This is a genomic window from Zhongshania antarctica (assembly GCF_014202945.1).
Classification (GTDB): Bacteria; Pseudomonadota; Gammaproteobacteria; order Pseudomonadales; family Spongiibacteraceae; genus Spongiibacter; species Spongiibacter antarcticus.
On record NZ_JACHHW010000003.1, the window covers coordinates 283,966 to 309,977 of the forward strand.

Annotated in this window: 20 protein-coding genes; 9 read left to right on the forward strand and 11 right to left on the reverse strand. The window is 52.0% G+C overall.

Annotated elements, in window-relative coordinates; all coding sequences use genetic code 11:
• Positions 1–46: 46 nt before the first annotated feature.
• Positions 47–1,318, reverse strand: a complete 1,272-nt coding sequence (locus HNQ57_RS06385) for an NADH:flavin oxidoreductase/NADH oxidase family protein (RefSeq protein WP_184461761.1) — start codon at positions 1,316–1,318, stop codon at positions 47–49.
• 274 nt (positions 1,319–1,592) lie between these two features.
• Here HNQ57_RS06385 and HNQ57_RS06390 point away from each other — a divergent pair, with 274 nt between their 5' ends.
• Positions 1,593–3,755, forward strand: a complete 2,163-nt coding sequence (locus HNQ57_RS06390; protein ID WP_184461762.1) for an acetyl-CoA hydrolase/transferase C-terminal domain-containing protein — start codon at positions 1,593–1,595, stop codon at positions 3,753–3,755.
• Positions 3,756–4,008: 253 nt separating this feature from the next.
• Positions 4,009–4,365 (forward strand): hypothetical protein, encoded by a 357-nt coding sequence (locus HNQ57_RS06395; RefSeq protein ID WP_184461763.1) that lies wholly within the window; start codon positions 4,009–4,011, stop codon positions 4,363–4,365.
• A 108-nt stretch (positions 4,366–4,473) separates the two neighbouring features.
• Here the strand turns inward: HNQ57_RS06395 and HNQ57_RS06400 are convergent, their stop codons facing one another.
• Positions 4,474–6,276: an acyl-CoA dehydrogenase C-terminal domain-containing protein gene (locus HNQ57_RS06400; RefSeq protein ID WP_184461764.1), complete on the reverse strand. Its 1,803-nt coding sequence runs from the start codon at positions 6,274–6,276 to the stop codon at positions 4,474–4,476.
• A 310-nt stretch (positions 6,277–6,586) separates the two neighbouring features.
• Here HNQ57_RS06400 and HNQ57_RS06405 point away from each other — a divergent pair, with 310 nt between their 5' ends.
• Positions 6,587–7,708 (forward strand): enoyl-CoA hydratase/isomerase family protein, encoded by a 1,122-nt coding sequence (locus tag HNQ57_RS06405; protein ID WP_184461765.1) that lies wholly within the window; start codon positions 6,587–6,589, stop codon positions 7,706–7,708.
• Here HNQ57_RS06405 and HNQ57_RS06410 read toward each other — a convergent pair.
• The 4 genes from HNQ57_RS06410 to HNQ57_RS06425 are packed head-to-tail and all read right to left on the reverse strand — an operon-like array spanning position 7,665 to position 10,498.
• Positions 7,665–8,288 carry a DUF2238 domain-containing protein gene (locus HNQ57_RS06410; RefSeq protein ID WP_184461766.1) on the reverse strand — a complete coding sequence of 208 codons (624 nt, stop codon included), beginning with the start codon at positions 8,286–8,288 and terminating at the stop codon, positions 7,665–7,667. The two genes, HNQ57_RS06405 and HNQ57_RS06410, sit on opposite strands and share 44 nt — an antisense overlap.
• 2 nt (positions 8,289–8,290) lie before the next feature.
• A complete protein-coding gene (locus HNQ57_RS06415; RefSeq protein WP_184461767.1) occupies positions 8,291–8,515 on the reverse strand; it encodes a hypothetical protein in 225 nt (74 codons plus the stop codon).
• 49 nt (positions 8,516–8,564) lie between these two features.
• Positions 8,565–9,197, reverse strand: a complete 633-nt coding sequence (locus HNQ57_RS06420; RefSeq protein ID WP_184461768.1) for a hypothetical protein — start codon at positions 9,195–9,197, stop codon at positions 8,565–8,567.
• A complete protein-coding gene (locus tag HNQ57_RS06425) occupies positions 9,194–10,498 on the reverse strand; it encodes an ammonium transporter (protein ID WP_184461769.1) in 1,305 nt (434 codons plus the stop codon). The genes HNQ57_RS06420 and HNQ57_RS06425 overlap by 4 nt, the downstream gene beginning before the upstream one ends.
• Before the next feature lie 374 nt (positions 10,499–10,872).
• Between HNQ57_RS06425 and HNQ57_RS06430 the strand changes: the two genes are divergently transcribed.
• Positions 10,873–11,091 carry a DUF2061 domain-containing protein gene (locus HNQ57_RS06430; RefSeq protein ID WP_184461770.1) on the forward strand — a complete coding sequence of 73 codons (219 nt, stop codon included), beginning with the start codon at positions 10,873–10,875 and terminating at the stop codon, positions 11,089–11,091.
• A gap of 5 nt (positions 11,092–11,096) precedes the next feature.
• Here the strand turns inward: HNQ57_RS06430 and HNQ57_RS06435 are convergent, their stop codons facing one another.
• The 3 genes from HNQ57_RS06435 to HNQ57_RS06445 are packed head-to-tail and all read right to left on the reverse strand — an operon-like array spanning position 11,097 to position 15,071.
• Positions 11,097–12,338 (reverse strand): acetyl-CoA acetyltransferase, encoded by a 1,242-nt coding sequence (locus HNQ57_RS06435; RefSeq protein ID WP_184461771.1) that lies wholly within the window; start codon positions 12,336–12,338, stop codon positions 11,097–11,099.
• 45 nt (positions 12,339–12,383) lie between these two features.
• Positions 12,384–13,583 (reverse strand): acetyl-CoA C-acyltransferase, encoded by a 1,200-nt coding sequence (locus HNQ57_RS06440; protein ID WP_184461772.1) that lies wholly within the window; start codon positions 13,581–13,583, stop codon positions 12,384–12,386.
• A gap of 18 nt (positions 13,584–13,601) precedes the next feature.
• Complete coding sequence (locus tag HNQ57_RS06445; protein WP_184461773.1) at positions 13,602–15,071, reverse strand: carotenoid oxygenase family protein; 1,470 nt, start codon at positions 15,069–15,071, stop codon at positions 13,602–13,604.
• Between the two features lie 100 nt (positions 15,072–15,171).
• Here HNQ57_RS06445 and HNQ57_RS06450 point away from each other — a divergent pair, with 100 nt between their 5' ends.
• From HNQ57_RS06450 to HNQ57_RS06470, 5 genes are all read left to right on the forward strand, one after another.
• Positions 15,172–16,122, forward strand: a complete 951-nt coding sequence (locus tag HNQ57_RS06450; protein ID WP_008246985.1) for a winged helix-turn-helix transcriptional regulator — start codon at positions 15,172–15,174, stop codon at positions 16,120–16,122.
• 129 nt (positions 16,123–16,251) lie between these two features.
• Positions 16,252–17,142, forward strand: coding sequence for a DUF1295 domain-containing protein (locus tag HNQ57_RS06455; RefSeq protein ID WP_184461774.1), 891 nt, complete (start codon positions 16,252–16,254; stop codon positions 17,140–17,142).
• Between the two features lie 53 nt (positions 17,143–17,195).
• The gene (locus tag HNQ57_RS06460; RefSeq protein ID WP_184461775.1) at positions 17,196–19,457 is read left to right on the forward strand and encodes a TonB-dependent receptor; all 2,262 of its coding nucleotides are present in this window, start codon (positions 17,196–17,198) and stop codon (positions 19,455–19,457) included.
• Between the two features lie 112 nt (positions 19,458–19,569).
• Positions 19,570–21,219, forward strand: a complete 1,650-nt coding sequence (locus tag HNQ57_RS06465) for an SUMF1/EgtB/PvdO family nonheme iron enzyme (protein WP_184461776.1) — start codon at positions 19,570–19,572, stop codon at positions 21,217–21,219.
• A 159-nt stretch (positions 21,220–21,378) separates the two neighbouring features.
• Positions 21,379–21,714 (forward strand): hypothetical protein, encoded by a 336-nt coding sequence (locus HNQ57_RS06470; protein ID WP_184461777.1) that lies wholly within the window; start codon positions 21,379–21,381, stop codon positions 21,712–21,714.
• 400 nt (positions 21,715–22,114) lie between these two features.
• On the opposite strand, the gene HNQ57_RS06475 is transcribed toward HNQ57_RS06470, so the two are convergent.
• Together HNQ57_RS06475 and HNQ57_RS06480 are read right to left on the reverse strand one after the other, a co-directional pair.
• A complete protein-coding gene (locus HNQ57_RS06475) occupies positions 22,115–25,678 on the reverse strand; it encodes a parallel beta-helix domain-containing protein (protein WP_184461778.1) in 3,564 nt (1,187 codons plus the stop codon).
• Positions 25,679–25,813: 135 nt separating this feature from the next.
• Entirely contained in the window at positions 25,814–25,993 is a 180-nt protein-coding gene (locus tag HNQ57_RS06480) for a hypothetical protein (RefSeq protein ID WP_184461779.1), read from the reverse strand.
• Positions 25,994–26,012: the final 19 nt, after the last annotated feature.

Consider the following 26,012-nt stretch of genomic DNA (forward strand, 5'->3'; position numbering starts at 1 on the left):
GCTGCGACTTTTCAATATAGATTTGAAGAGTCGCAGCCGTTTACCATTATTCCCGCAGTAATTTTGCCCGTCTCGTGGCCATTCTTCTTTCTGAATACATGTGTTTCATCATGACTCGCAGCAAACCCTTGTGGGTTGTAGGCTCGCGACCCTCCGCTAAATCAATAATTTGACGGTAGTACCATTGGGTGGCGGCGCCAAAGTTGAGCGTGCGAATTTTCTGGTTACTACTTTTAGGGCCAAGCCAACCGGCGCCAAGCTGCAGTACAGCCTCCCAGTTTGGCAGACTGCTTTGTTCGCCCGCCAGCAGTGGCTTGATGTCTGCTTGGGAACACAGTGGCCGACCTACGCCGATAACGTCGAGTGAGCCGCTGTCTAGTGCTTGTTGCATGGCATCTCTGCTACGAAAGCCACCCGTAATGGCGAGGGGAATCTTGGTAACATTGCGAATTCCCTGGGCATACTTTAAAAAATAGGCCTCGCGATGACGGCTGGTGTCTGGTGTGTCTTCATCGCCTTGATCTCCCATTAGCGCTAGCTTCTCGTAAGTCCCACCGGATACCTCTAATAAATCAATGCGCGCCTCTGATAGCCATTGGGCGACGCGTAAGCTGTCTTCGTGGCTAAATCCGCCTTTGGAAAAATCGGCGGAGTTCAGTTTAACGGAAATGGCAAAGCGCGGACCAACTGCCGCGCGCACCGCAGCAACGGTTTCAAGGAGAAAACGGGCGCGGTTTTCAAGTGAACCACCCCACTGGTCGTCTCGGGTATTGGCGAGAGGCGATAGGAATTGACTGATTAGGTAGCCGTGCGCTGCGTGTATTTGAACCCCGGTAAAGCCAGCGGTTTTTGCGCTAGCGGCTACATTCGCGTAGCGCTGAATGGTGTCGCGAATATCGGTTTCGGTCATGGGTTTGGGGCGGCCAAACATACCAATGAGATCGATGCCAACGTCCGACGGCGCGAGCGGCTGAGCGGACACTTGGCGTTGACATTGGCGTCCCGGATGATTGATTTGCATCCACAGCTGATTGTTTGCCGACGTCCCGGCTACAGCCCAGTCCTGCAGGGCAGTCTCGCCACCGTTGCCGTCGATAACCACATTGCCCGGGCGCTCAAGAAAGCGATGGTCAACCATGACATTACCGGTGATAAGTGTGCCGGTACCGCCTTCAGCCCACCGTTTGTACAAGGCTGCGAGCCGCGGTGTAGCTTGATCTTTACTATTCGCCAGGCCCTCGGTCATGGCCGATTTTAATAAGCGATTTGGGAGTATCACTCCACAGGGTAATTCGAGCGGGTCGTTGAGTGCCGGCATAGTTTGGGTTGATCCTACGGTCGTTTTGGGTTCAATTTCGCGCTACTGACGCGCTATTCTTTGTCGTATTATCGCGATACCCTACATAGGGTCTGGGCACTATTATTGACTTACTGCGCCATTATTTATTCATGGCGCCGCTATTTTTACATTTAAGCTAGGTGGCATTGAATTAGCGTATTCTATTTTCTCTGGTCGGTGGCCCGCACCGGCGGTTGGGCGCCTAAACTATGCTTTGGTAAGGTGAAATTAAACGGTTTTGACGTGGAGATTTATGCAAAGGCCTGAAGGCAGCGATGTCGAATTACTTCAAGCGCGCTACGCGGCTTGTATAGACGCCATTATTGCGCGCGTAGGAAAAAACCTTGTGCTCGCTTTGCCACTGGGCTTGGGTAAACCCATCGAACTGGTTAACGCTATTTATGCGCGTGCCTGCCAAGACACGAGTATTACGTTAACGATTTTAACGGCGCTCACCTTGGAGCGGCCGCGCGAAACGCACCCCATTAGAGGGCGGTTGTTAAATCCGGTATTTGATCGCCTCTATGCCAATTATACCGAACCGAGCTACGCACAAGCGGTTAGAGAAAATACCTTGCCGGCCAATATTGCGGTTCGCGAATTTTATTTTAAACCGGGCAGCCGACTGGGTAATGCCGGTGCCCAGCAGAATTATATTAGCTCTAATTACACCCATGCTGCGCGAGATGTCGTGGCCCAGGGTTGCAATGTGGTGATGCAGCTGGTGTCACAAGACCCACAAGACGCTCAGCGTCTGAGTATGAGCTGTAACCCAGATACCTCTGCCGACGTTGTACAGCGTCTCGTTGCGCTTGGTCGAGACTTTGTGAGTGTGGCGGTGGTGCATCCGGATTTGCCGTATATGGTTGGCGATGCGGAAGTCAGTGCCGATCAATACGACTTCGTGCTGGACACCAATGCGAGTGAACACGGCTTATTTGTGATGCCTAAATTGCCGCCGGTATCGCCTAGCGACTATGCCATTGGCTTGCACGCCAGCTGCCTAATTGCCGATGGCGGCACACTGCAACTCGGCATTGGCGCAATGAGCGATGCCATCGTACATGGTGTCCAGCTCCGTCACAGCCGGAATGACGACTATCAGGCCTTGCTGAGCCGCTTTAAGATCGATAGTCGCTGGCGTGACTTAATTGCGGCGTACGGCGGTTGTGATCCCTTTGTTGAGGGCTTGTACGGCGCTACCGAAATGTTTGTAGAGGGCTTTTGGCAACTTTTTGGCAGCGGCATTTTAAAACGCGAGGTCTATGATTTTTGGGCATTGCAGCTATTGGTAAATGAAGGAGTTTGCCAGCCACAGGCAATTAGTGCCGATACGATTACAGCGATGGCCGATCTCGGTGTTCGGGAGTTGCGTGGCAAAGACTTTGCGGTGTTGCAATACCACGGTTATTTTAACGAGCGATGCCAGTATTGCGATGGCTATATTATTGCCGCCGACGGTGAGTCGGTCGCGGCGAATATGGCCAACCCTGTTAGTCAGCGCTTTATGGCTGAAAAATGTTTGGGCACGTCGCTGCGCAATGGCAAGGTTCTTCATGGCGGCTTTTTTCTGGGCAGTGAGGCGTTTTATCGAGGTTTGCGCGAACTCAAGGCCGAGGCGCGTGGCAAGCTGGCGATGTGCGGCGTCGAAAAAATCAATCAGCTGGATTTTAATCCACGTTTATATCAGGCGCAGCGTCGCCGCGCGCGTTTTATTAATACCGGTTTAAATGTCAGTCTGCAGGGCGCTGTCGCCTCCGATACCCTTGAGTCTGGTCAGGTCGTATCTGGCGTGGGTGGTCAATACAATTTTGTAGCGATGGCCCATCAACTGAGCGATGGCCGTTCAATATTGATGATTCGTTCGACGCGAATGGAGAAGGGCAAGGCGCGCTCGAATATCGTCGACAATTTTGCCAGCTGCACTATTCCCCGCCATTTGCGGGACATTGTTATTACGGAATACGGCATTGCTGATTTGCGTTCTAAAACCGACGAAGAGGTGGTTAAAGCGCTGATTAATATTGCCGACTCGCGATTTCAGTCGGACCTACTGCGCAGTGCAAAGGCGGCGGGCAAGCTTGCTGCCGATTACCAAATACCGGCTGCTTATCGCGAAAACTCAGCTGCGCGGATTCGCCGTGATGTCGCGTGGGCGCAAAGTCGCAAGATGATGCCAAGTTACCCATTCGGCTGTGATTTTAGTGACGATGAATTACGTGCAGCAAAGGCACTGAAAACCCTCGCAAGCCTACCATGGTGGCAAACTGTACTGCTGACACTTAAACCAGAGCACCGCAGTGCCGCGGCGCGTAACGTATTGCTCAGTTTGGGCTTGAATACGGTTTCGGGGCTAAAGGATAGGCTGTTGCAGCGGCTTATTTCAGCCGTTGTAAAGCGTGAATCCACACTTTAGTCATCTAACGAGTAAGTTTATTTGCGATGTAAGTCACAAATCTGGCGCATTTATAGTGGCCCTAGCAGTCTTTGAAATTTCACTAAGGCGATGATTTCACAAGGTATTCTAATTGTTATTTGGCGATCCTAAGCGGAAATACGCACTGCCAATTGCCGCAATTATTAACTATTGTACATCTTAGGATCACTACTACTGTTGTAGGGAGCACATAGCCAAACGGTAGTAAGGTAAACATAGAAGCGAGCAAATCATGAATAAAATTTTACTTCCTAGCCTTTTATCCTGTTTTTTATCTACCACGGTGTTGGCGGTAAATGCCGAGCCGGAAAATTGCTTAGATTGGGATGTGCAGAGCTTCCCTGCAAGTTCAGAACAATCGAGCTGCGCCTATTTTAATCACGATAAGGTATCTACGCGCTTTGTGGTTAGAAATAGTTGCAGTACTAAAATCAGTGGCGTATTCAGCTACTACAAAGATGATATCGCTAAAAAGTCGGTGATGAGCGTGCAGTCATTTAGCGTTGACCCGGGCCAGAGCGAAGAAGTGGCAAACCCCTGTGACATTCATAGTAATAGTGCTTATCAAGTTTCACAGGTCAGTTTTTAACTGATTTAGGCGACTGAACTGCGTGTGAGCAGTGCTAAAACGCAAAATCCCCGCAGTGTGAGCTGCGGGGATTTTTTTATGCTTACTGCGTATTTGACGTGAGTCAGATTAGCGAACGGTAAAGCGCTCTAAATCCATACCCATGACACTTTCAGTACTGCTACCCATTGAGCCACCGTGTGCTTTGGCGCGCGGCAGTAAACGAGAGAAGTAGAATTCGGCAGTTTCTAGTTTAGCTTGGTAGAAAGCCGTATCGCCTTCGCCGCTAGCCAGTTTAGTGGCAGCTACTTCGGCCATTCTTGCCCAGTAGTAAGCCATTGACAAATAGCCGCTGTACATCAGGAAGTCGTAAGATGCCGCACCAACCGCATCGCGGTTTTTAGAGGCGCGGGCAACCATCTTAACGGTGTGCCAGTTCCACGCTAAGGTGTAGCCGATCAATTTGGCGGAGTAGCCACGGCGCTTGCCACCAATCAGGCTTTTAAAGCCAAATTTATACAGCTTCTTACAGAAACCACCGTAGAGCTTGAAACCGTCCAGTACGACTTTACGGCCGATCAGGTCCATGGCTTGAATACCGGTAGTGCCTTCGTACAAAGTGGCAATACGGGCATCGCGATAAATCTGTTCCATACCGTGTTCTTTAATATAGCCGTGACCACCAAAGACCTGCATGGCATTGCTGGCAGATTCAAGACCGGTTTCAGTCAAGAACGCTTTCAAAATTGGCGTTAAAAAGCCCAGTTCGTTCTCAGCCGCATCGCGCTCAGCTTGAGTTTCAGCCTGCACCATGTGGTCTGAATATTTGGCGGCGTCATAAATCATTGCGCGGCCACCTTCAGCAAAGGCTTTGGCGGTGAGCAGCATACGGCGCACGTCTGGGTGATGAATAATCGCATCACCTGGTTTGTCTGGGTTTTTAGTGCCAGACAATGAACGCATGGAGTAGCGATCCATAGCGTAGGGCAGAGCGTTTTGGTAAGCCAATTCTGAGGCAGCCAAACCTTGTATTGCGGTACCGATACGGGCGGTGTTCATAAAGGTGAACATTGCGTTCAGACCTTCATTTTCCTTGCCCAGCAAATAGCCGGTCGCGTCGTCAAAATTGATGACGCAAGTAGAGTTACCGTGAATACCCATTTTGTGCTCAATACTGCCGCACTTAACGCTATTGCGCTCGCCTAAACTACCGTCGTCGTTAACCTTCACTTTAGGCACAATAAATAAGGAAATACCTTTGGTGCCTTCTGGGGCGCCTGGGGTACGGGCCAATACAATGTGGATAATATTTTCGGTCAGGTCGTGCTCGCCGGCAGAGATAAAGATTTTGCTGCCAGTGAGTTTGTAGCTGCCGTCTTCCTGTAGCTCGGCCTTGCTTTTCATTTGGCCAAGGTCAGAACCGCAGTGGGCTTCGGTTAAGCACATGGTACCAGTCCAAGTGCCTTCGCAGAGCTTGGGCATATATTGGGCTTTTTGCTCTTCGGTACCGTGAACGATAAGCGTGTTCATTGCACCTAAACTCAGGCCGGGGTACATGCCCCAAGACCAGTTAGCGGTGCCAATGAGTTCTGATTTAATCAGTCCCAAAGACATTGGCAGGCCTTGGCCGCCGTATTCTGTGGGGTGAGACAAACCCTGCCAGCCGCCGTCAATCCACATTTGGTAGGCTTCTTTGAAACCGGTGGGGGTGGTTACTTCGCTGTCATTCCAGGTGCAGCCTTCTTCATCGCCTACTTTATTCAGTGGCGAGAGCACTTCTTCAGCGAATTTTGCCGCTTCTGCAGTGATAGCTTCAACCATGTCCGGCGTAGCTTCTGCGCCAGCGGCAATCGTTTTGTAGTGGGCCTGGTAGTCTAAGACTTCATTAAGGACGAAGTCGATGTCTCTAACTGGCGCTTTAAATGTGGTCATATGGAGCCTCTGTACTTATTCCCAGGATACGGGGGGTATGTCAACGCGAAGGAGCATAACGGAAGCGAGCAGGCGGGCAATTGGCCGCTTTCAGCAGGGTGAGTGACGCTGCGGTCAATTTGGCGGCTTGCGGGCTAGCGCGCGGTGGCTAGGGACTTGTCTAGGTAATTACCCGTATAGGGCAGTGTTTGGCCTTATGGGGTTGGCAGGGTGGCCAAGGTCTTGAGCCTGCGCAAGTCTAGGGGGATACTGCTACATTACATACTCTGGCCCTTGGCGTAAGCCCCAAGGTTTGTGTGGAGACGTAATAATGCAAGTTGAATACGCTGTTTGTCTTGAGCGCCACCCATTACCGGCGGGGGGCTATCTGGCTCAACTCACTCTTAACGCGCCTGCGCGAATGAACGCCTTAACCTTAGAAATTGTGACTCTGCTTCGTCGTCTGCTGGTGGAGTTACGTGACGATACCGAGGCGGTGGCGGTCTTTCTTGACGGTGCTGGCAGTCGCGGTTTTTGTGTGGGTGCCGATGCTTTGCGCATGCGCGCCTCGGCGCTGGCTAATCCCGGCGGTGCCGCAGTAGAAGCCGAGGCATTTTTTGCCCATGAGTACGCGGTGGCCTACCTTATTCACACCTTTCCAAAGCCGGTAATTTGTTGGGGCAGCGGCATTGTGATGGGCGCGGGTTTGGGCTTAATGGTGGGGGCGAGTCATCGTATTGTGACTGACGCAAGTCGTCTGGCAATGCCAGAAATTAGCATTGGATTATTCCCCAATGTTGGCGCGAGCTGGTTTTTAGGGCAGATGCCGGGGCGCTGTGGTTTATTTTCGGCCTTAACAGGGGTGGAGTTGTCAGCCGCCGATGCGCTTTATGCCGGACTGGCCGATTACTGTCTTACTGACAGCAGTAAAAATCAGGTACTGCGTAAATTACTCTTATTAGAATGGTGCGATGATCCTCAATGGAACGCCCAGTGCTTGACCGAGTGTTTAACCGATATCGAGGCTGAGCAGGGCGCCGAGCTTGGCGCGGCCTCGTTAAAAGATTGTCGTGGCTGGATTGATGATGTGTGCAGTCAGGCGGGGATTGGCAGTATTAGTAATAAACTACGTCAGTATCGTGGCGCAAATCGCTGGTTATGCAATGCCGCGCAAGGCCATGCGCGCGGCGCGGCGAGCACCGCTAAGCTCATATTTAGGCAATTAGAAACCGGGCGTAATTTGGGCTTGCTGGAGATATTTCGCATGGAGTTGGTGATGTCGGCAAACCGGGTGCGCGACCCAGAGTTTGCAGAAGGGGTTCGGGCGCGATTAATCGACCGCGATCGCGATCCCCATTGGTGTTACCGCAGCATTGACGAGGTGCCAGAGCTGGAGGTAGATGCTATGTTTAAGTCGCCGTGGGCTGTGAATCCCCTGGATGAATTAATTTAAGTTGGCGCTGGTGGAGCCGCCCTAAGCTCATGAGCGCCACGACTGCCCCTATCATGGCCATGGCCATATCGGATTGGGTGTCCCATACATAGCCTTGGGTGCCCAAGAACGCCTCAGCATCCTCGCCGCTGAGTTCTGCCACCCACCATTCAATGAGCTCGTAGAGCGCACTAATACCAAGACAAATAAGCACAATAATACTGCTTAGCCAGGAGGTTTTGTTGATGACCTGGTGTCGGAGCAGTAATTCGCGTGCCAGCATCGCCGGGATAAATCCCTGGGCAAAGTGGCCGAGTTTGTCGTAGTGATTGCGCTGCCAGTCAAACTGTTCTGCCAACCAATCAAAGGCCGGCACTTCGGCGTAAGTGTAATGGCCGCCAATCATAAGAATAACGCTGTGCGCCAGAATTAAGCCGTAGAGCAGCGGCGTTAATGGGAAACGCCGGCGGCTAAGTGCCAATATAATGAGGGCGATAACGGCGGGGGCAACTTCTAAGGACCAAGTAAAGGTATCTTTGGGGTTGATGCCAGACCAAATCAGTGTGCTGCTAAATAGTAACAGCCAGCAAAATGTTGCCATGCTTAAATCCCCTCGCTGCGCATATTCTGCTCTCGGCGCTCAAGATCTTGTTGGAGTTGATGCTCCATTTGCTTGGCGGCATCAAGGCCCTGTTGTTGGGGTGTGGTTAATACTGTTTTACTGGTGCTGTCGTCGCTGCAGCCAGTTGCGAAGAATACAGCAGCTACCGTCAGTGCTGATGCGAGCTTTGGCAAAACGACGCGCCAATAAAAAATTGATTGTTGCAAAGACGCTCTCCGATTTTGGCTGGCACTTATCGCCAGTGGTTTCGGCGAATTAGAGCAGCCTATCGATAAATGGATCTAACTCCGGATGTTGGTGCTGCACTTGGGCAACGCCACGGGCCAAAATATTATCGGCACGCACAGGCCCTAAGTTTTCGCACAGCAAGACATAATACTGGTTGAGTAGTTTTTGCAGAAGCGCCGGCGGCGCATTATTGAGTTTTAAAGGCTGCCGTGTTCCCAGCCAATTTTGGAGTGCTTCAAGAATAGCTAATGGCAGTTGACGCTGACGCAGCGCCGCAAACAGTTCTATACGCAGTTTGTGCTGCAGTGATTCATCAATTTGACTCATCATCGCTAACATTAACACGCCATAAGCGCTGCTCGCCGATGCGGTTTCTGCGGTGTTTGGGGTGCCCGCCTCAGGGCCGCGAGGATCGGCGAGCAACTCGCTGCTATCTTGTGCCATGGCGTGTAATAAACTGCGCAGGATAGTGGCGCGCTTGTCTTTTAACGCGGTATTTTGGCATATGTCGGCTACATAACGCTGCAGGGCCAGACTGGGTTGGTCGGCGTAGCGATTTTCCCAGTGGGTCACGGCTTGCATTAAACTCGCATCGTCAAAAAACGGTTTTAGACCAGTGTAAATAGCGCGGCGGCGATCACTGAGGCTGCGCTTATTCATGAGCGCAGCTCCATATTTGTGGCGCGGTCGGCGGTATAGGCGATGTTGCCAGAATTGAATTCTGGATAGCCTATTTCAGCGTGCTCGCTTAAATCTAAACCGCGCTGCTCGTGTTGGCTCGGTGCGCGCAAACCCATCACAAGATCAATGGCGAAGTACATGATTAAGGCGCAGCAAAAGGTCCAGATGAAGCAGGCGGCAATGCCAATCAATTGCACTGTAATAAGATGGGTGTCGAAGAGATTGCCATTGTAAAACATACCTGCTGCCAAGGTTCCCCATGCGCCGGCAAAACCGTGGGCAGACACTGCGCCAACAACGTCGTCGAGTTGCATACGCAATAAAAGTTGACTGCCTAACACACAGACAATTCCGCCAATGGCGCCCGTTAGTACAGCGTAGGCCGGAAGCATTGTGGCGCAGCCTGCGGTAATCGCAACCAGCCCGGCAATACTGCCGTTGACGGTTTCAGTGAGCAGTATGGGGCGGCGCATTGCCACAGCAAGCAACATGCTCGCCGCGGCGCCAGCCGCAGCGGCGAGCTGGGTGTTTAAATTAATCAGGCCAATATCCACCGTGGCGCTAAGGGTTGATCCGCCATTAAAGCCGAACCAGCCAAACCACAAAATAAAGCCGCCCAATGCCACATAGCTAAGATTGTGGCCGCGCAATTCTCGTGCCTTGCCGTGTTTGTCGAAACGGCCTAAACGAGGGCCCAAAATAATAATGCCCGCCAAGGCTGTCCACGCCCCAACTGAGTGAACAACCGTTGACCCGGCAAAATCAATAAAGCCCATTTGCGCTAACCAGCCGTCGGCGTTCCATACCCAGCTACCAAAAATGGGGTAGATCACGGCGGTGATGAATAAGGCGCCCACTAAATAGCCGTCAAAACGTGTGCGTTCAGCCATCGCGCCACTGGCTATGGTGACCGCCGTGGCGGCAAACATGGTTTGAAATAACAACACACCATAGCTGGCTGGGTCGCTGTCATTCATAAAAAATAAATCAGTCCCCATAAAACCACTGGGGTTGTTGCCGAACATTAGACCATAGCCAATAGCCCAGAAAATTAATGTGCCAAAGCAGACATCCATGTAATTTTTCATAACGACGTTGAGCGCGTTTTTGCTGCGCGACATGCCGCACTCCAGCAAGGCAAAGCCCGCTTGCATTAAAAATACCAGGGCGCTGGCGGTGACCAACCACACCATATTGCTTGCTGGGCTAGCCTCATCGGCAAAACAGAAAGAAGAGAACACGAGCATGATTAATGCAAAAAGATAGTGCATTTTTTTCATGGGTAGCCTTATTTTTTAAGGTGGCAGCGCACAGAGTTGGCACAGCCCGTCGTAAGCGTTATTGCAACAGCTATGCCATTTTATTTCGGCGGAGTGTCGTTCCGATTTTTTACTGAATAGCGGGGCTGCGCTGAGACGGGATGGTTATAACGATGCGCTGTGGCGTAATTTTGGTGCGAAGCATGCACTGTGGCATGTATATGGTGCGCCGTGATGCGTGTATATGGTGCTTGCGCACACATAGTATTTAGCTATCATGTTAATGATATTAATTTGTTTTGATTATGATGTGGCTGCGGCTATGATGACGCTATTGGTAATAGAGTGCGCAGTGAAGAAGCTGTGTTGGTGATTCGGTAGCTTGGGAGGCTGCAATGAGAAAGACACTAAGTTTTGCTGCTATACACTTTGGTGTGGCCTTTTCGGTGGCGTACGCGTTTACCGGTAGCGTCTTGGTCGGCGGCGCGATGGCGCTTGTCGAGCCCGCGATAAACACCGTGGTATTTTACTTTCACGACAAGGCCTGGGGGAAATGGGACCAGCCGCCACGGCGATTACTGGATGATGCGGGAAGCATGGTCGCCAATGCCTAGCAAGCTTAGGCGTTTGTCTTGCCAACAATAAAACTCGCACAGGTGGTCGCGCTGCCCCCCAAATTAAATGTCATCACATTTTTAGCGTTGTCGATTTGATAATTTCCGGCGGCGCCAGCAATTTGCTTGTAGCTGTCGAGCAGCATTCTCACGCCAGTAGCGCCAACCGGATGCCCTAATCCTATAAGGCCGCCACTCATATTAATGGGGAGTTTCCCCGTCTTGCTAATGTCACCATTTTCAATGGCCTTCCATGCGTCGCCGGGGGCGTAGAGACCGCTGTGATCCAAAATCATGTACTCGGTAATGTTGAAACAGTCGTGAACTTCTAAACCGTCAATGGCGCTTAGACCATTCATACCCGCGCGCTTTAATGTCTGTTGAAACAGGGTGTTTATATGGGGAAAGAGATAGCCTTCGGGCTCGCTCAGTTGCAACTTTTCTTTGAAGGAGATCGGCGCGTTAATATGGCCCCAGCCTTTAATGGTGGGAATTGAGTTTAAACTGATGTTGTGACGGGCAGCGTACTCGACGGCTTTGCTCTCTGTTGCCAGAAAGACGACCGCTGCGCCGTCGGTAATCTGGCCGCAATCTTGTTTGCGGATATTGCCGCTGACGACAGGGTTGGCGCTGTCGTCGTTGCTAAAGCTGTGTTCATTGAATTGCCACTGCCGAGTTTGCGCATTGGGATTGCGACGCGCGCTGGCAAAGTTTTGCTGAGAAATTGCGTAGAGGTGGTCTTTGTTGAGTGAATAGCGTTCTTCATACAGTGAGAGCATATTGTTGAATGCGCAGGGCCAAACAAAATCAGTTTCGGTCCACTCTTGGCTCGCCCAAGCGGCGGGGCGCAGATTGGCGGCGGCCTTATCGCCACTGACATTGCGCATAATTTCAATACCGAGCACGCAGGCTGTTTCGTAGCGACCGGCCTCAAGGTCGGCCATGGCGGCAAGAATAGCCATTGAGCCCGAGGCGCAGGCCGCCTCGTGGGAAGAGGCGGGCATATAGCGCATGGCCGGATCGACGTGACCGAAAAAACCGCCTAGCTGCGCCTGACCAGAGAAGAGCGACGAAACGAAATTGCCAACGTGGCCGACCTCAATTTCGGCGGCGTCGAGTTTGCACGCCGTTAGACCTGAGCGCACGGTGTCGATAAACAACTCGGCAACACTTTGATCCGCGCGGGCGGCATTTTGGGCGAAGTCGCTTTGATGGCCGCCGAGTATATAAATTTTTTGTGGGCTCATGATTTTTCCTGGTTTTATTTTTAGTCAGCAATAACAGTAACGCCTTTATAGGCGTTCAATCAGGGTGGCGACACCCACTCCGGCGCCGCCGCAAATTGCCACAATGCCGCGTTTTAGGTTTTGCCTTTCCATTTCGTCAAGCAGAGTTCCCATAAGGTTGCCGCCGGTCGCGCCTAACGGGTGGCCAAGTGCAATGGCGCCGCCATTCACATTGAATTGCTCATTGGCAATATTGAAATGTTGTTGAAAATACAAAACGCTGGCGGCGAAGGATTCATTGACCTCCCACAGATCAATGTCGTCAGTCTTTAGCCCCGTTGCCGCGAAGAGTTTTTCGGTAGCGCGCAAGTGGCCGGTAAGCATTCTAACGGGTTCATCGCTGGCATTGGCGTAATGGCTGATGCGCGCGCGGGGTGTCAGCGACAGACGTTTACAGGCGTCTTCGCTGGCCAGTAACAGCAGTGATGCGCCGTCAACCAGAGCGGGCGAATTGCCCGCAGTGTGCAGCGGTACTAGGCGGGTATCTGGGTAAACCCTATCGACAAGACGCTGACCTTGTTCAACAAAGTCGGTGAAGCTGCTGGGGAGAGCAGTTAACTGATCGTGACTTAATTGCGGGCGTAGGGCATTGTCGCCAGCCAGCAGAGGGAGATTATTTTGATCGAGGACGGGAATCAGTGAACGCGTAAAAAAAGCATTTTCTGCGGCCTTAGCGGCGCGCTGATGGGATTGCAGCGCACAGGCGTCGAGTTGTTCGCGGCTAAAGCCCTGTTGGCTGGCAATCAAGTCTGCGGACAAACCCATGTGCATAAAACGCGTGGCTTTCATTACCTTTGGATCGCTATACCAAGGGCCGCGATCGGCAAACATTGGCACCGCACTGAGTTGCTCAATACCGCCAGCAACTAATACGGATTCCATCCCCGACATAATTTTGCTGGCGGCTAGATTAATGGCATCTAGTCCAGAGCAGCAGAAACGATTCAAGGTTACGCCGGAAACGCGGTCAGACCAGCCCGCGTAGAGTGCGGCGATTTTGGCGATGTTCGCACCTTGGTCGCCACTCTGCGTAGAACAGCCTAGCAGCACATCTTCAACCTCGGCACTGTCGAGCTGATTGCGCTCAGCAATGGCTGTGAACAACGGCCGCAACAAGTCAACCGGTTTGAGAGCGGCGTAAGCCGCGTCGCCGCGGATGCTGGCGCGGGGTATTCTGACGGCATCGACTATCATGGCACTGGTCATGGGTTTTCCTTTTTATAATTATTTCTGGTAGCGGCGGATACTCTCGCCACTCGCCCAAGTCGCATGTGTACCACTGCAAATCCGATGCGGAAGAATAATGCGGCACACCGGGCCTGCTTCAATATTCTTGGCATCGATGAGTACGCACTCCGAGCGATTTTCCTTCATGTCAGTAATGAAACTCACCAAGTAGCCGTCGTCTTCGTCTTTGGCATTAATACGCGGGGCAAAGGGCGCTTCGCTGCCAAAGCGCTGCTCACCAAAGGCGAGGCTCCACGACTCGCCGGTGTCCAAATCGTGCTTGACCATGCCGGAAAACAGAAACCAATTAGGTTCGCCCCACACTGAGTATATATAGCGGTGTTTGCGGCCGGCGTATTGCTGATTAATGGTGCCAAATTCCAGCGCGCGGTCATCTAGGCGCTGCTCTTCTACTGCGCCGGTTTTTAAGTTAAAACGCCAGCGATGCAGCTTAGACTGAAAGGAATGAATGTCGATATTCGCCATCATTTTGCCTGCGGCTTTGGGTAGGCCGGCCAGTGGCTCTGGATCCGGATCGTCTTGAAAGTAGCCATCTAAGACGATCTCATCACCTTCCTCGTAGGCGTTCATCCAGTGCAATACAAAGGTGGCTGAGGCTTCAAACCATTGTATGTCTTCGGTGTTGCCGTAACGTGGAAGAATGGCAAATCGCGTTGGCATTTCGGGGTGGTAGCCTGCGTGATAGCGCCCTTCTTTTAATTGCTCTGGATCCCAGAACATCGGCAAATCGGCGAGTATGGAATAGTTTTCTGAGAACGCCATGTCGTGGGGTAATCTTGGCCCCGGCAACGGTACGGGCGTGTAATGCACGAGTTTATTATTACTGTCTACTACCCCGTAGTGCTGGTAGGGGGGGTGAGTTGAATAATTAAAGAACAGCATTTCGCCGGTGCGTTCATCGACTTTCGGGTGTGCTGAGATGCCGTCGATGGGCGTCCAGCTCTCCGTTCCTAATTGCTCAAGGGTATAAGGATCGAGGCGGTAGCCATCGCCGCATTGCCAAAAAGTGGAGACAACTTCACCTGCATGAACGACCACGTCGGTAGAGGATGCGTCCTTCACGCCGCCTTGTGCACCCCAGCCGGGTCTAAGCGACATGCTGGGTTTGTTGGCAATACCTGCCCACAGCGCTTCGCCGGCCTCTTGTTCAGCATTAAAGCCCTTGGTGCGCACAAACCGATTGCGGTACTCCGCTTTGCCATCTTTAAAGGACATGCTGTGAATCATGCCGTCACCATCAAAGGGGTGGTAGTGGCCAATGGGTTCTTGCACGGGGTTTTCGGTATTGCGGATGTAAACGCCGTCGATGTCATCGGGAATTTGGCCAATAACTTCCATTTCGGTAGCGGTGTACTCAGTGAAATTTGGTGTCCAGGCGCCATTTAGATAGGGGTGGTGGTTGGGCTTAAGGCTGGATTTAACGATTTTTTTGTAGGTAATTGGCATGATCGTGTCCTAGAAAGATATTGATCGTCAGTAATTATTAGTTGCTTGCATTATGAGACTAATATATATTTTGTCAATATTGAAATGTCGGTAGAGGGATATGAGTAGCAATCATCTGGTCGTAAATAGCGCCATTGCCCAGGGCTTAGACGTGATTGGTGATCGCTGGTCGCTATTGATTTTGCGCGATGCCTTTATGGGACGCCGCCGGTTTGAAGAGTTCCGGCGCTATACCGGCGCCAGCAAAGCAACCCTGACACGACGTTTATCGGCCTTGATTGAACAGGGGCTTATGGTAAAGCGCAGTACCTCGCCATCGTCAACGCGGCAAGAGTATTGTTTAAGTGCGAAGGGCGCGGGTTTGTTTCCGGTTTCCCTGCTGGCGTGGCGCTGGGAGCATGAATGGTTGGGTGACGTTTCAAACAGTTTACCCAATGAACTTATTCATCGCTGCTGCCAGTTACCAATCGCGCCACAGGCGGTGTGTGGTGAGTGTGAGCAGGCTTTTTCGCTTGACGAGATTCGGCTTTCGGCGGTGGCCGTGCAGAGTATTCAGCACATTGAAGAAATTAAATCCTTAAGCGGCCAGCGCCGCGTGAGGTCGCCACACATTTCTGAACACGCAGATTTACGTTTGGCCGGTATAAGTGATTTGATCGGTGATCGCTGGACCTTGCTCATCTTGATCTCGGCATTTTTCGGTGCCAAGCGTTATGAGGCCTTTGCCAAACAACTGAATATTGCATCAAATATTCTGAGTTCCCGTTTAAATTTGCTGGTAGACAACGCGGTTTTGCAGCGTCACAGCTACCAAGAATCTCCGCCGCGCGATGAGTACAAGCTTACCGCCAAGGGTTTGTCGCTTTTTCCTATCGTCATTGCCATGCGGCAATGGGCGGTAGAGTGGGAGGCCGACGCAAATGCGGTGGCTGGTCTTGTGCACAGTGGCTGCGACGCGTTGCTCAGCATCAAGGTTAAATGTGGCGGTTGCGGTGAGATCGTGGGTCGTCAGGATATTGAATATGTCCCACCGCGTGATAATGAAAAATAAAAGGCAGTACTGGCGAGTATAAACAGCTATACGCAAAGCAATTTGCTTAGGCTTGAGTAGCACGACAAATAAAAATGAACTATGCCTTATAAATATGCGTATAGGCAGCCGAAACGAGAGGGGAAGCAAATGAAAAAAGTCATGATTTGCACAGCGCTAATTGTGCTCTGTATAGCAATTGCCACCGGCTTAGCCTATGCGGGGGGGCAGGGCGGTTTAAATTATGGGCCTTATCCGGCATTGCTGGTTTGCGCTGTTATTGCCTTTAGTGTTCAGTGGCTGGCGTTCATACCTGCCTACGTTTTTCAAACCGAGCATTATTACGACCTCATTGGCAGTAGCACCTATGTGATTATTGTCTTGTTGGCGCTGTATCTTAGCTCGGGTTTAGGGCAGGGGCTTGATGATCGCGCCCTATTGCTTACTGCGCTTGTGGTGATTTGGGCCGCACGTCTTGGGCCATTTTTGTTCAGACGAGTAAAACAAGCCGGTAAAGACGGTCGTTTCGATTTGATTAAAGTGTCGATTCCGCGGTTTTTACTAACCTGGACACTACAGGGCCTATGGGTGTTTGTGACGCTGGTGGCGGCGCTTACGGCCATGACAAGCCAACACCGGGAACCATTGGGAATAGTCGCTGTTTTCGGCGCACTTGTTTGGTTGCTCGGCTTTGCCCTTGAAGTTGTTGCCGATGCCCAGAAGTCGGCCTTCAACAAACAGCCAGAAAATGCCGGTAAATTTATTAATATTGGTTTGTGGCGCTGGTCTCGGCACCCCAATTATTTTGGTGAAATTGTGTTGTGGTGCGGCATTGCCCTCATTGCCGTACCGGTATTACAGGGCTGGCAGTGGCTGAGTTTGATCTCTCCCGTGTTTGTGATTTTCTTGCTTACCCGCGTGAGTGGCGTGCCCTTGCTGGAAAAACGTTCTGATGAAAAATGGGGTGGTAATGCAGATTATGAGCGTTATAAAACTGAGACCTCTGTTTTGATTCCGCTACCCCCAAAGCGCGGTGTTTAAGCCGCGCGGCATGTAGCGCTAGCCCATACTAAAATAAGTACAATGAGGTTTTTATGATAAAGCGACTAGGTATTTTTGCCCTGATGTTGGCGGCGCAAGATGTATTTGCGCGGGGCACGCCAGTGCTAGAAGAGGTCATTATTACCGCGCAAAAGCGCGAAGAAAGTCTGCAAGATGTGCCGATTTCATTGGTGGCAATTAGCGCCCAGGCGATGCAGGACGCCAATATTGACGATATGGCTGATATTGCCAATTTTACGCCCAATTTGAGTGTGTTTAGTCATCCACCGCTGACCAGCTTGCGCATTCGCGGCTTAGGTTCACCTTTTGATAAGGGCTTTGAACAGTCTGCGGGCCTGTTTTTAGACGGCGTGTATCTTGGCCGCTTGGCCTTTTTAGACGCGGCCTTTTTAGATGTTGCCTCGGTAGAGGTGCTTCGTGGTCCGCAGGGAACACTGTTTGGCAAAAACACCATCTCCGGCGCCATTAGTATTCGTTCGGTGCAACCCTCTCAAGAACCCGAGTTATTAGCAGAAGGGGTGACCGGTGATGAAGACCTTGCTAAATATACCCTCACCGGCAATGTGCCCTTGAGTGATACCGTGGCATTGCGCGCGTCTGCGCTGGTAAATAAGCGCGACGGCACCGTTTACAACACTACGCTAGATCGCGACGAGGGCGGTGTTGACTCGCGGGTAGGGCGGGTGCAATTGCGCTGGGATATTGCCGACTGGCTAGATGTCACGGTGGCGGCGGCAGATACCAATCAGGAGTTCAGGCTTGGTAGTTTTCAGGTCCGCACGACTACTGACGACCAGTTTGCACTGATGCAGTTTTATGATCCGCAAGTTGAAAAAGACACCAGTAATAATCAAAGCGCCCAAGATTATCCGGCGATGACCTACCAAAATGGCAATAAATTTGATGTTCGTTTTAACGCGTCGCTGTGGGGGCATGAGTTCAGCTGGATTAACGCGTTGAGTTCAATCACCGAGGAGTCGTTAACAGACTTAGATTTTTCACCTATTCCGCTTTTGTTTTTTCTTAATGGTGAAGACTACGAACAGCTCAGTAGTGAATTGCGTATTGTTTCGCCATTAGGCATGTTCGGTGGAAAATTAGATTACGTTGCTGGCGGCTATGTCGCGCTGAGTGAAACCACCATTAAGGTCATTATCGATGCCGCGCCAACGCCTTCAACCTTAGCCTCGGGTCTGGCTGTGACCGGTGGCGGTCTAGGTGTGCTGGATGGCTTGTTGGGCGCTGCCACTGGCAATGAACCGGGCGAGCGCTTATTAATTGATGGCTATCAAGAGAGTGTTAGCTCGGCTGTTTACGCACAAGCAAGTTGGCACTTTAACGACGAATTAAGCTTAACCGGCGGTGTGCGTGTCTCTACCGAAACCAAGGAAGTGGATCAAACCCTGCAATTATTTACAGCGGGTACGGATGTCGATGGCCCAGTATTTACCCAGCTGGTGACTGCGCAAGAATATCGCCTGCTCGACAAACGGGTAGACCGCGATGTCAGTCCTAAGCTGTCGTTAAATTGGCTGCCTGATGACGATCTAACGTTTTACCTGAGCGCTGCGCAAGGCTTTAAAAGCGGTGGCTATAGTGGTTCTGCTGTACGTGCAGAAATTGCCGAGGTCGAGCCTGAGTCGTCAACGACCTACGAGGCGGGAGCCAAAACACGCTTGTTTGGCGGCGCTGCAACGCTCAATGCCGCGACCTTTTACACCGAGTTTGAAGATTTGCAGTTAACCATCTTTGAGGGCAATGTCAGCCGTATCTCAAATGCTGCGGGTGCAATCTCTAAAGGCGCGGAACTTGATGCCGCATTTGTAACCCCCTGGGACGTATCGGGTAATTTTTCGATGGCGTATTTGGACGCCACCTTTACCGACTACGCCAACGGCCCTTGTCCCGCGGGTGAAGATACCCCCTGTGATTTAACCGGTAAACCACTGGCTTTCGCACCGCTGTGGAAAGCCACCTTCAGTATGAATTACTTCCACGACTTGTGGTCTGCACCGGTTAATCTCTTGTTTGGTTTTGACGTGTTATACGAAGACGACAAACTGCTGCAATCGGATCAAGACCCGATTGATGTGCAGGGTGAGTTTGCAACCCTGAACCTGCGTTTACGATTAGAGGACGACAATGAACGCTGGTCATTGCAGGCATTTGTCCGCAATGCCACAGACGAGTTTGCCTTAGACGGCGGTGGCGATATCCCAACCTTGTCGGGTGCGCATTTTGGTCGGGCGATTGCCTCGCGACAACTGGATGTGGCCCTACGAATAAAATTCTAGCTTAGTGCGTGTGCGCTACACCATGTTTACTAAATAGATCGTTTCGAGCACATAGTAATAATAAGAAATCGACAGATATTGTTCTGTCATTAACGATGATTGGAGAACTACCATGCTTTCTCGTATTTGGCTCACCGCAATGTTCTTTATGTTTGCAAGTGTCAGTCAGTTATCTGTCGCTTTGGATTCACCATGTAATACTAGCCCAACCCAGGGCTTTGAAGCGCGCTCACTCACCGTCACTGAGGGTGCTGACGCGCAGCCTAAGAATGGCTATTACCAGCTCTATATTCCCACCGAGCTTCCGTCTGGGGCAGCTCCCTTGCTTGTAATTGTCGATGATGGCGTCTCTGCGCTAAGTGCTTCAGATGCAGTGCATCTTGAAAATGCAGCAGAGGCGCGAAAGTATATTATTGCGTATCCGCAACGTCATGAGGCTTGGGATACCGGAGATAATACAGCCGACGTCGACTACATCAGAGCCGTGGTTGCCGATGTCGAGTCTAATCACTGTATTGATAAACGCCGAATATATAGCGCAGCATACGTCGGTGGTGGCGCTATGATCGCGCGTCTGGCCTGCGACGCTGCCGATATCTTTGCGGCAATGACATTTTCCGAGTCTGATTCGGTAGGGGACTATGGGCATTGTCTAGACCCCGTTGGCGCTGTGGAAGAGGGCGCAACGGCTACCCCCCTTGTTTTGAGCCGCGCGGCATCGACCAGCCATTACGATGAGCCCTTGAATACCCAGTCATTAGACTTTATGGCTGCCAATCCAAGGGCCGCTTCAGTAACATCTTCTGGGCGCGTTGAGTTTGAATGGTTATTGGTTGGCAACCCCGGTAATGCGGCCGATATTTCCAGTGGTTATGGCGCCGTTGACCACACATTTCTAATTGCTAAATATGAAGTGACCAACGCCCAATATGCACAGTTCTTAAACGCCAAAGCGGTGTCTGACACGCTCAATTTGTACAGTGTCACTATGAGTGCGGGAGTAGGCGGAATAACACGTTCAGGCGTACCTGGCAGTTATAGCTATAGCGCTATGCCTGGCCGCGAAAATAAGCCGGTCAACTGGGTGTCGTACTATGACGTGCTTCGCTTTACAAATTGGATGCACAATGGCCAAGGCGAAGGCGATACCGAAACCGGTGCCTATACCTTAGAGGGCGGTTTGGCGGTTCCATTTAATGCTGAAACCGTTCAGCGCAATGCCGACGCACGGGTGTTTTTGCCAACAGAAGATGAGTGGTATAAATCGGCCTACCACAACGCCAAAGGCCTGAAAGAAACAGATTATTTTCTATACCCATTTCGTAGCGATGAAGTCTCAAGTTGCAGTCCACCGCCGGGTGGTGAAAATCACGCCAATTGCGCTCAGGCGGTAGGCGATGTCGCGGACAAAGGTAGTTACCCTGAATCCATTGGCCCCTACGGCACGTTTGATCAAGGTGGTAATGTCTGGGAGTGGAGTGTCGGACTGGTCGCTGGCGTGCTTCCTGTTATGCGGGGCGGAGGCTACGATGTTACTGGGCCAGACTCACTCGCGTCGTCATGGCGAGATCAGTGGGCGGCATCAGGTGAGTTTAGCTTTACGGGCTTTCGGGTTGCTGCGCCTGCAACGGCGGATGCGCCCGCCGCAACGCCGAAGCCGGTCGCAAAATCCAGTTCTGGTGGCGGCTCATTTTCACCGCTGTTTTTGCTAATGGTATTGCTACTGTTGGTATTTGGCCGCAGGCCTGATTCAACGCTGTAAGGGATAAGCGCAAACCCTCACATTTGCTTAGGCTTGTTACTCTGGGAGTGAAAGTGGGCTCCCATATTAGCCGCGCCAGTATTTGGCCGCAGTTGCCTGATCTAGGCTCTAGGATTGTTCGTAAGAACTGATACATCTTGAAATCCTAGGAGTGCTGGTATGAAAAAATTTATTGTTGAAAGTTACGAGTTGGTGATGGATAGCAGTAAAAACCCACTTCGCCATCTCGATCTCGCGTCACAACACTATGCAATGCAGGTTCTCGCTTGGATGTGGAGCATGGTGTTTTCACTGAGTTTCTTGTCCATATTCTATTTTCACTACGTATGGCTAGGGCACTTGCTGGTATTGGGTGGCATCTGTTTTACAGTAGGGGTATTTCGCACTGCAGAAAATGTTCGTCGGAAATTAGAGGTGGCGCAAGAGGGGGCCGTTCCGAAGGAGGCCTACAGTCACGCTTCCGCGTGTACGTGGAAGCTGGATAAAGAGGCGTAAATACGACGTGTTTGAATGAAAAAGGCTCTTGTTCTACTGAGAGCTTAAAAAAGCAGGGGCTATCGCTAGTGTGGATCAATAGTCACCGCTGTTTTGACCGTGCCTTCGGGTGTGGTTCGGAATATGGTTCAGCACCCAATATCACAGACAAGAGTTCACGATCATCCCCGCAGGTGTAGGATTAAGCTCTGCATGACGGGGTATTTAAGTCGCCGTGCCGTCAAGAGGCGAGCTGATATCTACGTTGGTTCAGCGCGATCACGTTTACCCGATGGCGACCCTGCGATGTAGGCAGGACTGCTATTCCAGACTTGCTACAGCGGGCGTAGAACATATTTACCCGCTGCCATCTAAGCCCTTGCTCAAGGGGCGTTTTTCTTATGGATTGACGGTATTTCTCCTAGAATGGCAGCGGGCTGCCACCCCCACCGTCGGCACAATTGGCGTTTTCATAACGGCTATCAATCACCGTATTTATCCAGGCATCGATGACATCTACGGCCTCTCCGTGTTTTACGCTGCGGGCGATGGGTGGCATTTGCACTGAGGTGTCTACCGAGTGCAGGCGGTAAGAGAGAATTGAGCCCTCAGAGCCGTTCGCGCCACCGGCGAGGCCGGGCAGTATGTCGTAGTCGCGTCCGCCGCCGGAGCTACCTGCGGTGATTGGTTCCTTACATACACCGTGGCTGAGGTTGACCTTACGGAACACGTCAAAATACAAGCCGGTGCTTTGAGCTAAACCTTTGCGGTTGTGGCAGTGGGCGCAGTTGGTTTCTAGCCAAGCGCGGGCGCGATACTCAAGATTGGCGTCGCTGCTGGCGGCAACGCGATCAGGCTCAGCGGTGGTGATTTTGTAACTGTCGCCGGGCACGTTAAAGCGGGGCAGACGACTGACATTGGTCGCGACCTGTTTATTGTCTAGCGTTAGATTTGGGGCGCCGCTGAGCTTGCCCATATCAATGAGGTGCTGCAATTGGTTTTCTGGGCCGTTGCCGTAGTCAAAGGCGCGGTTCATATTGCGGACTTTGGGGCCGATTGGCGCATCACCGGCTTGGCGGTCTTCATTGTTGTGGCAGTTGCCACATTGGTTTGGGGTGGGAATGGCATAGCGATTGGTGCTGCCCTTGTAGGTGGCGCTCACATCGGGGTCGGCGTCGTCGAAGTCCCAGCTTACGGCTTTGGAGCCACCGGCTAGGGCAATGTCAGCGTCACTGCCATCTGCCCGCCAAACATAGGCCATGCCTTCCCAGAATGAACTGCCGCCTTGACCGGCACGGTGAATGAGTAGGCGTGTTTCTACCACGTTTTCGTCAGCGGCGTTGCGGTCGCGAAAGGCAAAGGTTTTGGCGATAACGGTGCCCACGGGGAAGTCTAGCGTCGCGTTTGGCGAGCTGATATTACCTTCTACCCATGAGACGGATTCGCCCGGTGGCAAAAATAGTACCCGGTATTTCACCGCGTAGTCTGAGAACAAGGGCGTGACCAAGTCGTAAAGTACACCGTCTTCGTTAAAGCCGCTGCGGGGATCCGTTTGATCGGCGAATAGATTGTAGTGCGACAATTTACTGCAGTTGTAAGCCAGTGCCTCGCGGTTAATCTCGCTGCCGGATGCGCTTTCACAAATGGCGGCAATTTCTGCGGCTGAGGGCGGTTGTTCGGCGCTGCTGCCGGGAATATAGGGCTGCACAACAGCGGGGTTTAAGCGCGCTAATTGCCTGCCAAACTTTGTTGGGCAGTCGTGGTCGGCCAAATCGGTTTTGGGCGCGGTGTCCAGCTCCATGCCGTCAAAGTTCATGAAGGTGCGGCTGTCTTGGGAAAAGGTGTTGCCGAACTCGTCACTTTGGTCAATACACAGCCAGTAATCGGGATGTTTACGCTTGGGGTCGCTGGCATTGTCTGGCTCGGCAAATTTGTAGCGATTGTAACGGCAGCTGGGCTGGCTCTGGCCGTTGTAATCGGGTTTGCCATCGGCATCGAGTGGCGCGCCGTCGACGTCGTTGCACTGCACGCCATCTTTGCTGTTGACGGTTTTGTCGTAGTAGCCATCCCAAACAATATGGGCGCCCTGGGCGACGTAGGGGTCTTGCGCTTGCAAACTGCGAAGCTGCACGAGTACTGGCAGCAGGGAGTCGTGACCGTCATCTATGCCCACGGGAATACAGGGCAGGCCGGTGTTGCCGCCGGTGCCGTCTTGGCAAATGAGCACACCTTCTTCGGGTAATTGCGGCAGGGTACCGTTGGTGGTGAAAATATTGCTGTGGATATGGATGCCTTCAGGGTAGAGGTCCATACGTTTGTCTGAGTTATTGGTGTTGCCGTCTAACAGCTCATGGCTGGCGCCGACATAGCCCAAGGTGCGGTTGAATTCGACGACATTATTAAAGAATTCAACTTTGTCATAACCCAGCTGCAGCAAGCCTGTGCCCTGGGGCACGGCGCTGACCACGCCACCGGGGGCAAAGTTGGCGAGGTTGTTGTAGCCCGCGTAGTTATTAAAAATTCGAGTCTGTTCGCCGTATTGGTTGAGACCGGGTAAATCAAAAACCAAGAAACCGGCGGTATTACAGTGGGCAACGTTGTCGTGCATATCGGCGCGGTCGCTGTTTTCAATCTCGTAACCGGCTACGTTAAACAGGGCTTCGCTGTTTTTGACGATGATGTCGTTGGATTGTCCAACATAGATACCGGCGTCGGAGGCGCCCAGCGACACCACATTGTCGAGCAAGACATTATTCGACAGCACCGGGTAAATGGCGTAGCCGCCATTGGAACTGTCTATGGTGTAGTTGCGGGTTTGGCCGCTGGCGTCGGTGTACAGGCCGGTGGCAAGCGGGAAGGCGATGGGTAAGCCATTCAGGCGCGGAGCGGGCACATTGGCTGGGCGCGCAAAGCTGTCTGGCCAAGGGTGTTCACAGGTCACTTCTAAGCTTGCGGGCACCTTGGGGTCCATGCCGCCGCGATTGTCGCCGCCGCTAGACCACATGGCGCGTAAATTACGCAAGGTAACAAAGTCAGAATGAGAAACCTTTACCGAGAAGCCCGGCGTGTCGAGCACGGTAAGGTCTTCTATGGTGATCCCCGTCATGTGGCTCATGGAGATGCCTTCGGGGGATTTTGACTGGGCAAAGTCAAAAATGGTTTTGGCCATGCCCTGGCCTTTAATGGTAATTCCTTGTTTATGCGCCATGTCTAAGGTGGTGGTGAACTCAAAAACTCCGTCGCTAAATTCGATGGTGTCGCCGGCTTTTGCGGCAAATAAGGCCGTGAGGGTATCGACCTGCTCTTGGGTTTGATCTTCGTTTGGCGCTGGGGCAGGGTTGTTGTTGTCGGCGATATACCAAATATCGCAGTCGCCATCATAGCGGCCGTCGCTAATGTCTTGGCTGCTGCAGGCCAGTTCAATTTCAGCGATGCGGCGTGGAATAAGGGCGCGGGTGTCGCCGTTGGCGGTGCGGGCAAAATCGGCCAGTTGCGAGGCGTCAAACTCGCCGTCGTTAAGGTCGAAGGCGCTGGCCGGGACGGTCAGGTTGGCTGCCGCGTCGCGCACGGTTGCCGAGATTTGAATGCCGTTGTCTGCGTTTTTGTCTTCATCTAAGGTGAGCAGGAAGCGCGACAGATTGATCGCCGCTTGCTCGTTGGCTTGAATTTGTCTGGGGGTAATGAATTCAGCGGCGGTGGCTTGGCCTAGGTTAATACCACCGATGGCAAATTTAACAATATCACCGCTAAAGTACTTAAACTCGCCATTGCCGCCGGTGAGTAAAGTACTGCTTTTGCCCTGGATGCTGTAGTGGGCACCGCCAATGGGGCCGTCGATGAAATAACCACTTAGCTCGCTTGGCGGCGGTGGCGTGGTATTGCCGCCAGACCCTGCGGGGGCCGAGGAGGAGCCGCTATTACCGCAAGACGCGAGCATTGAGCAAAGTACGCTGGCAAGCAAATACGAGGGGAAAGTGTATTTCACGCAGAAATCTCCAAAATTCAGTGGCTGATAGTATTGTTGCTTGTTATCAACTTTTTACGTTAGCCCAGGGCGAGCCTGGGTAGATTTTTTATTTACGCTTATAACGTGCCAATTAAGCTGAGTGGTGAAGCTCGCTTAGGATGTAAATGATTTAAACAGCGCCAGTGCCAGCGAAATACCGACTAAGGGTAAAATCCAGCGGCTGAGCTTTGCCTGCTGCTCTGGGTTGGCCTTGGGGGCAAAGCGTTCAATTAGTGGAATGAGAACGATCAGGGCAAAAGCCAAAATCGCGAGTATGCTGAGCAAAGTAGTCATAGGGCTCCGTCGTTGGTTT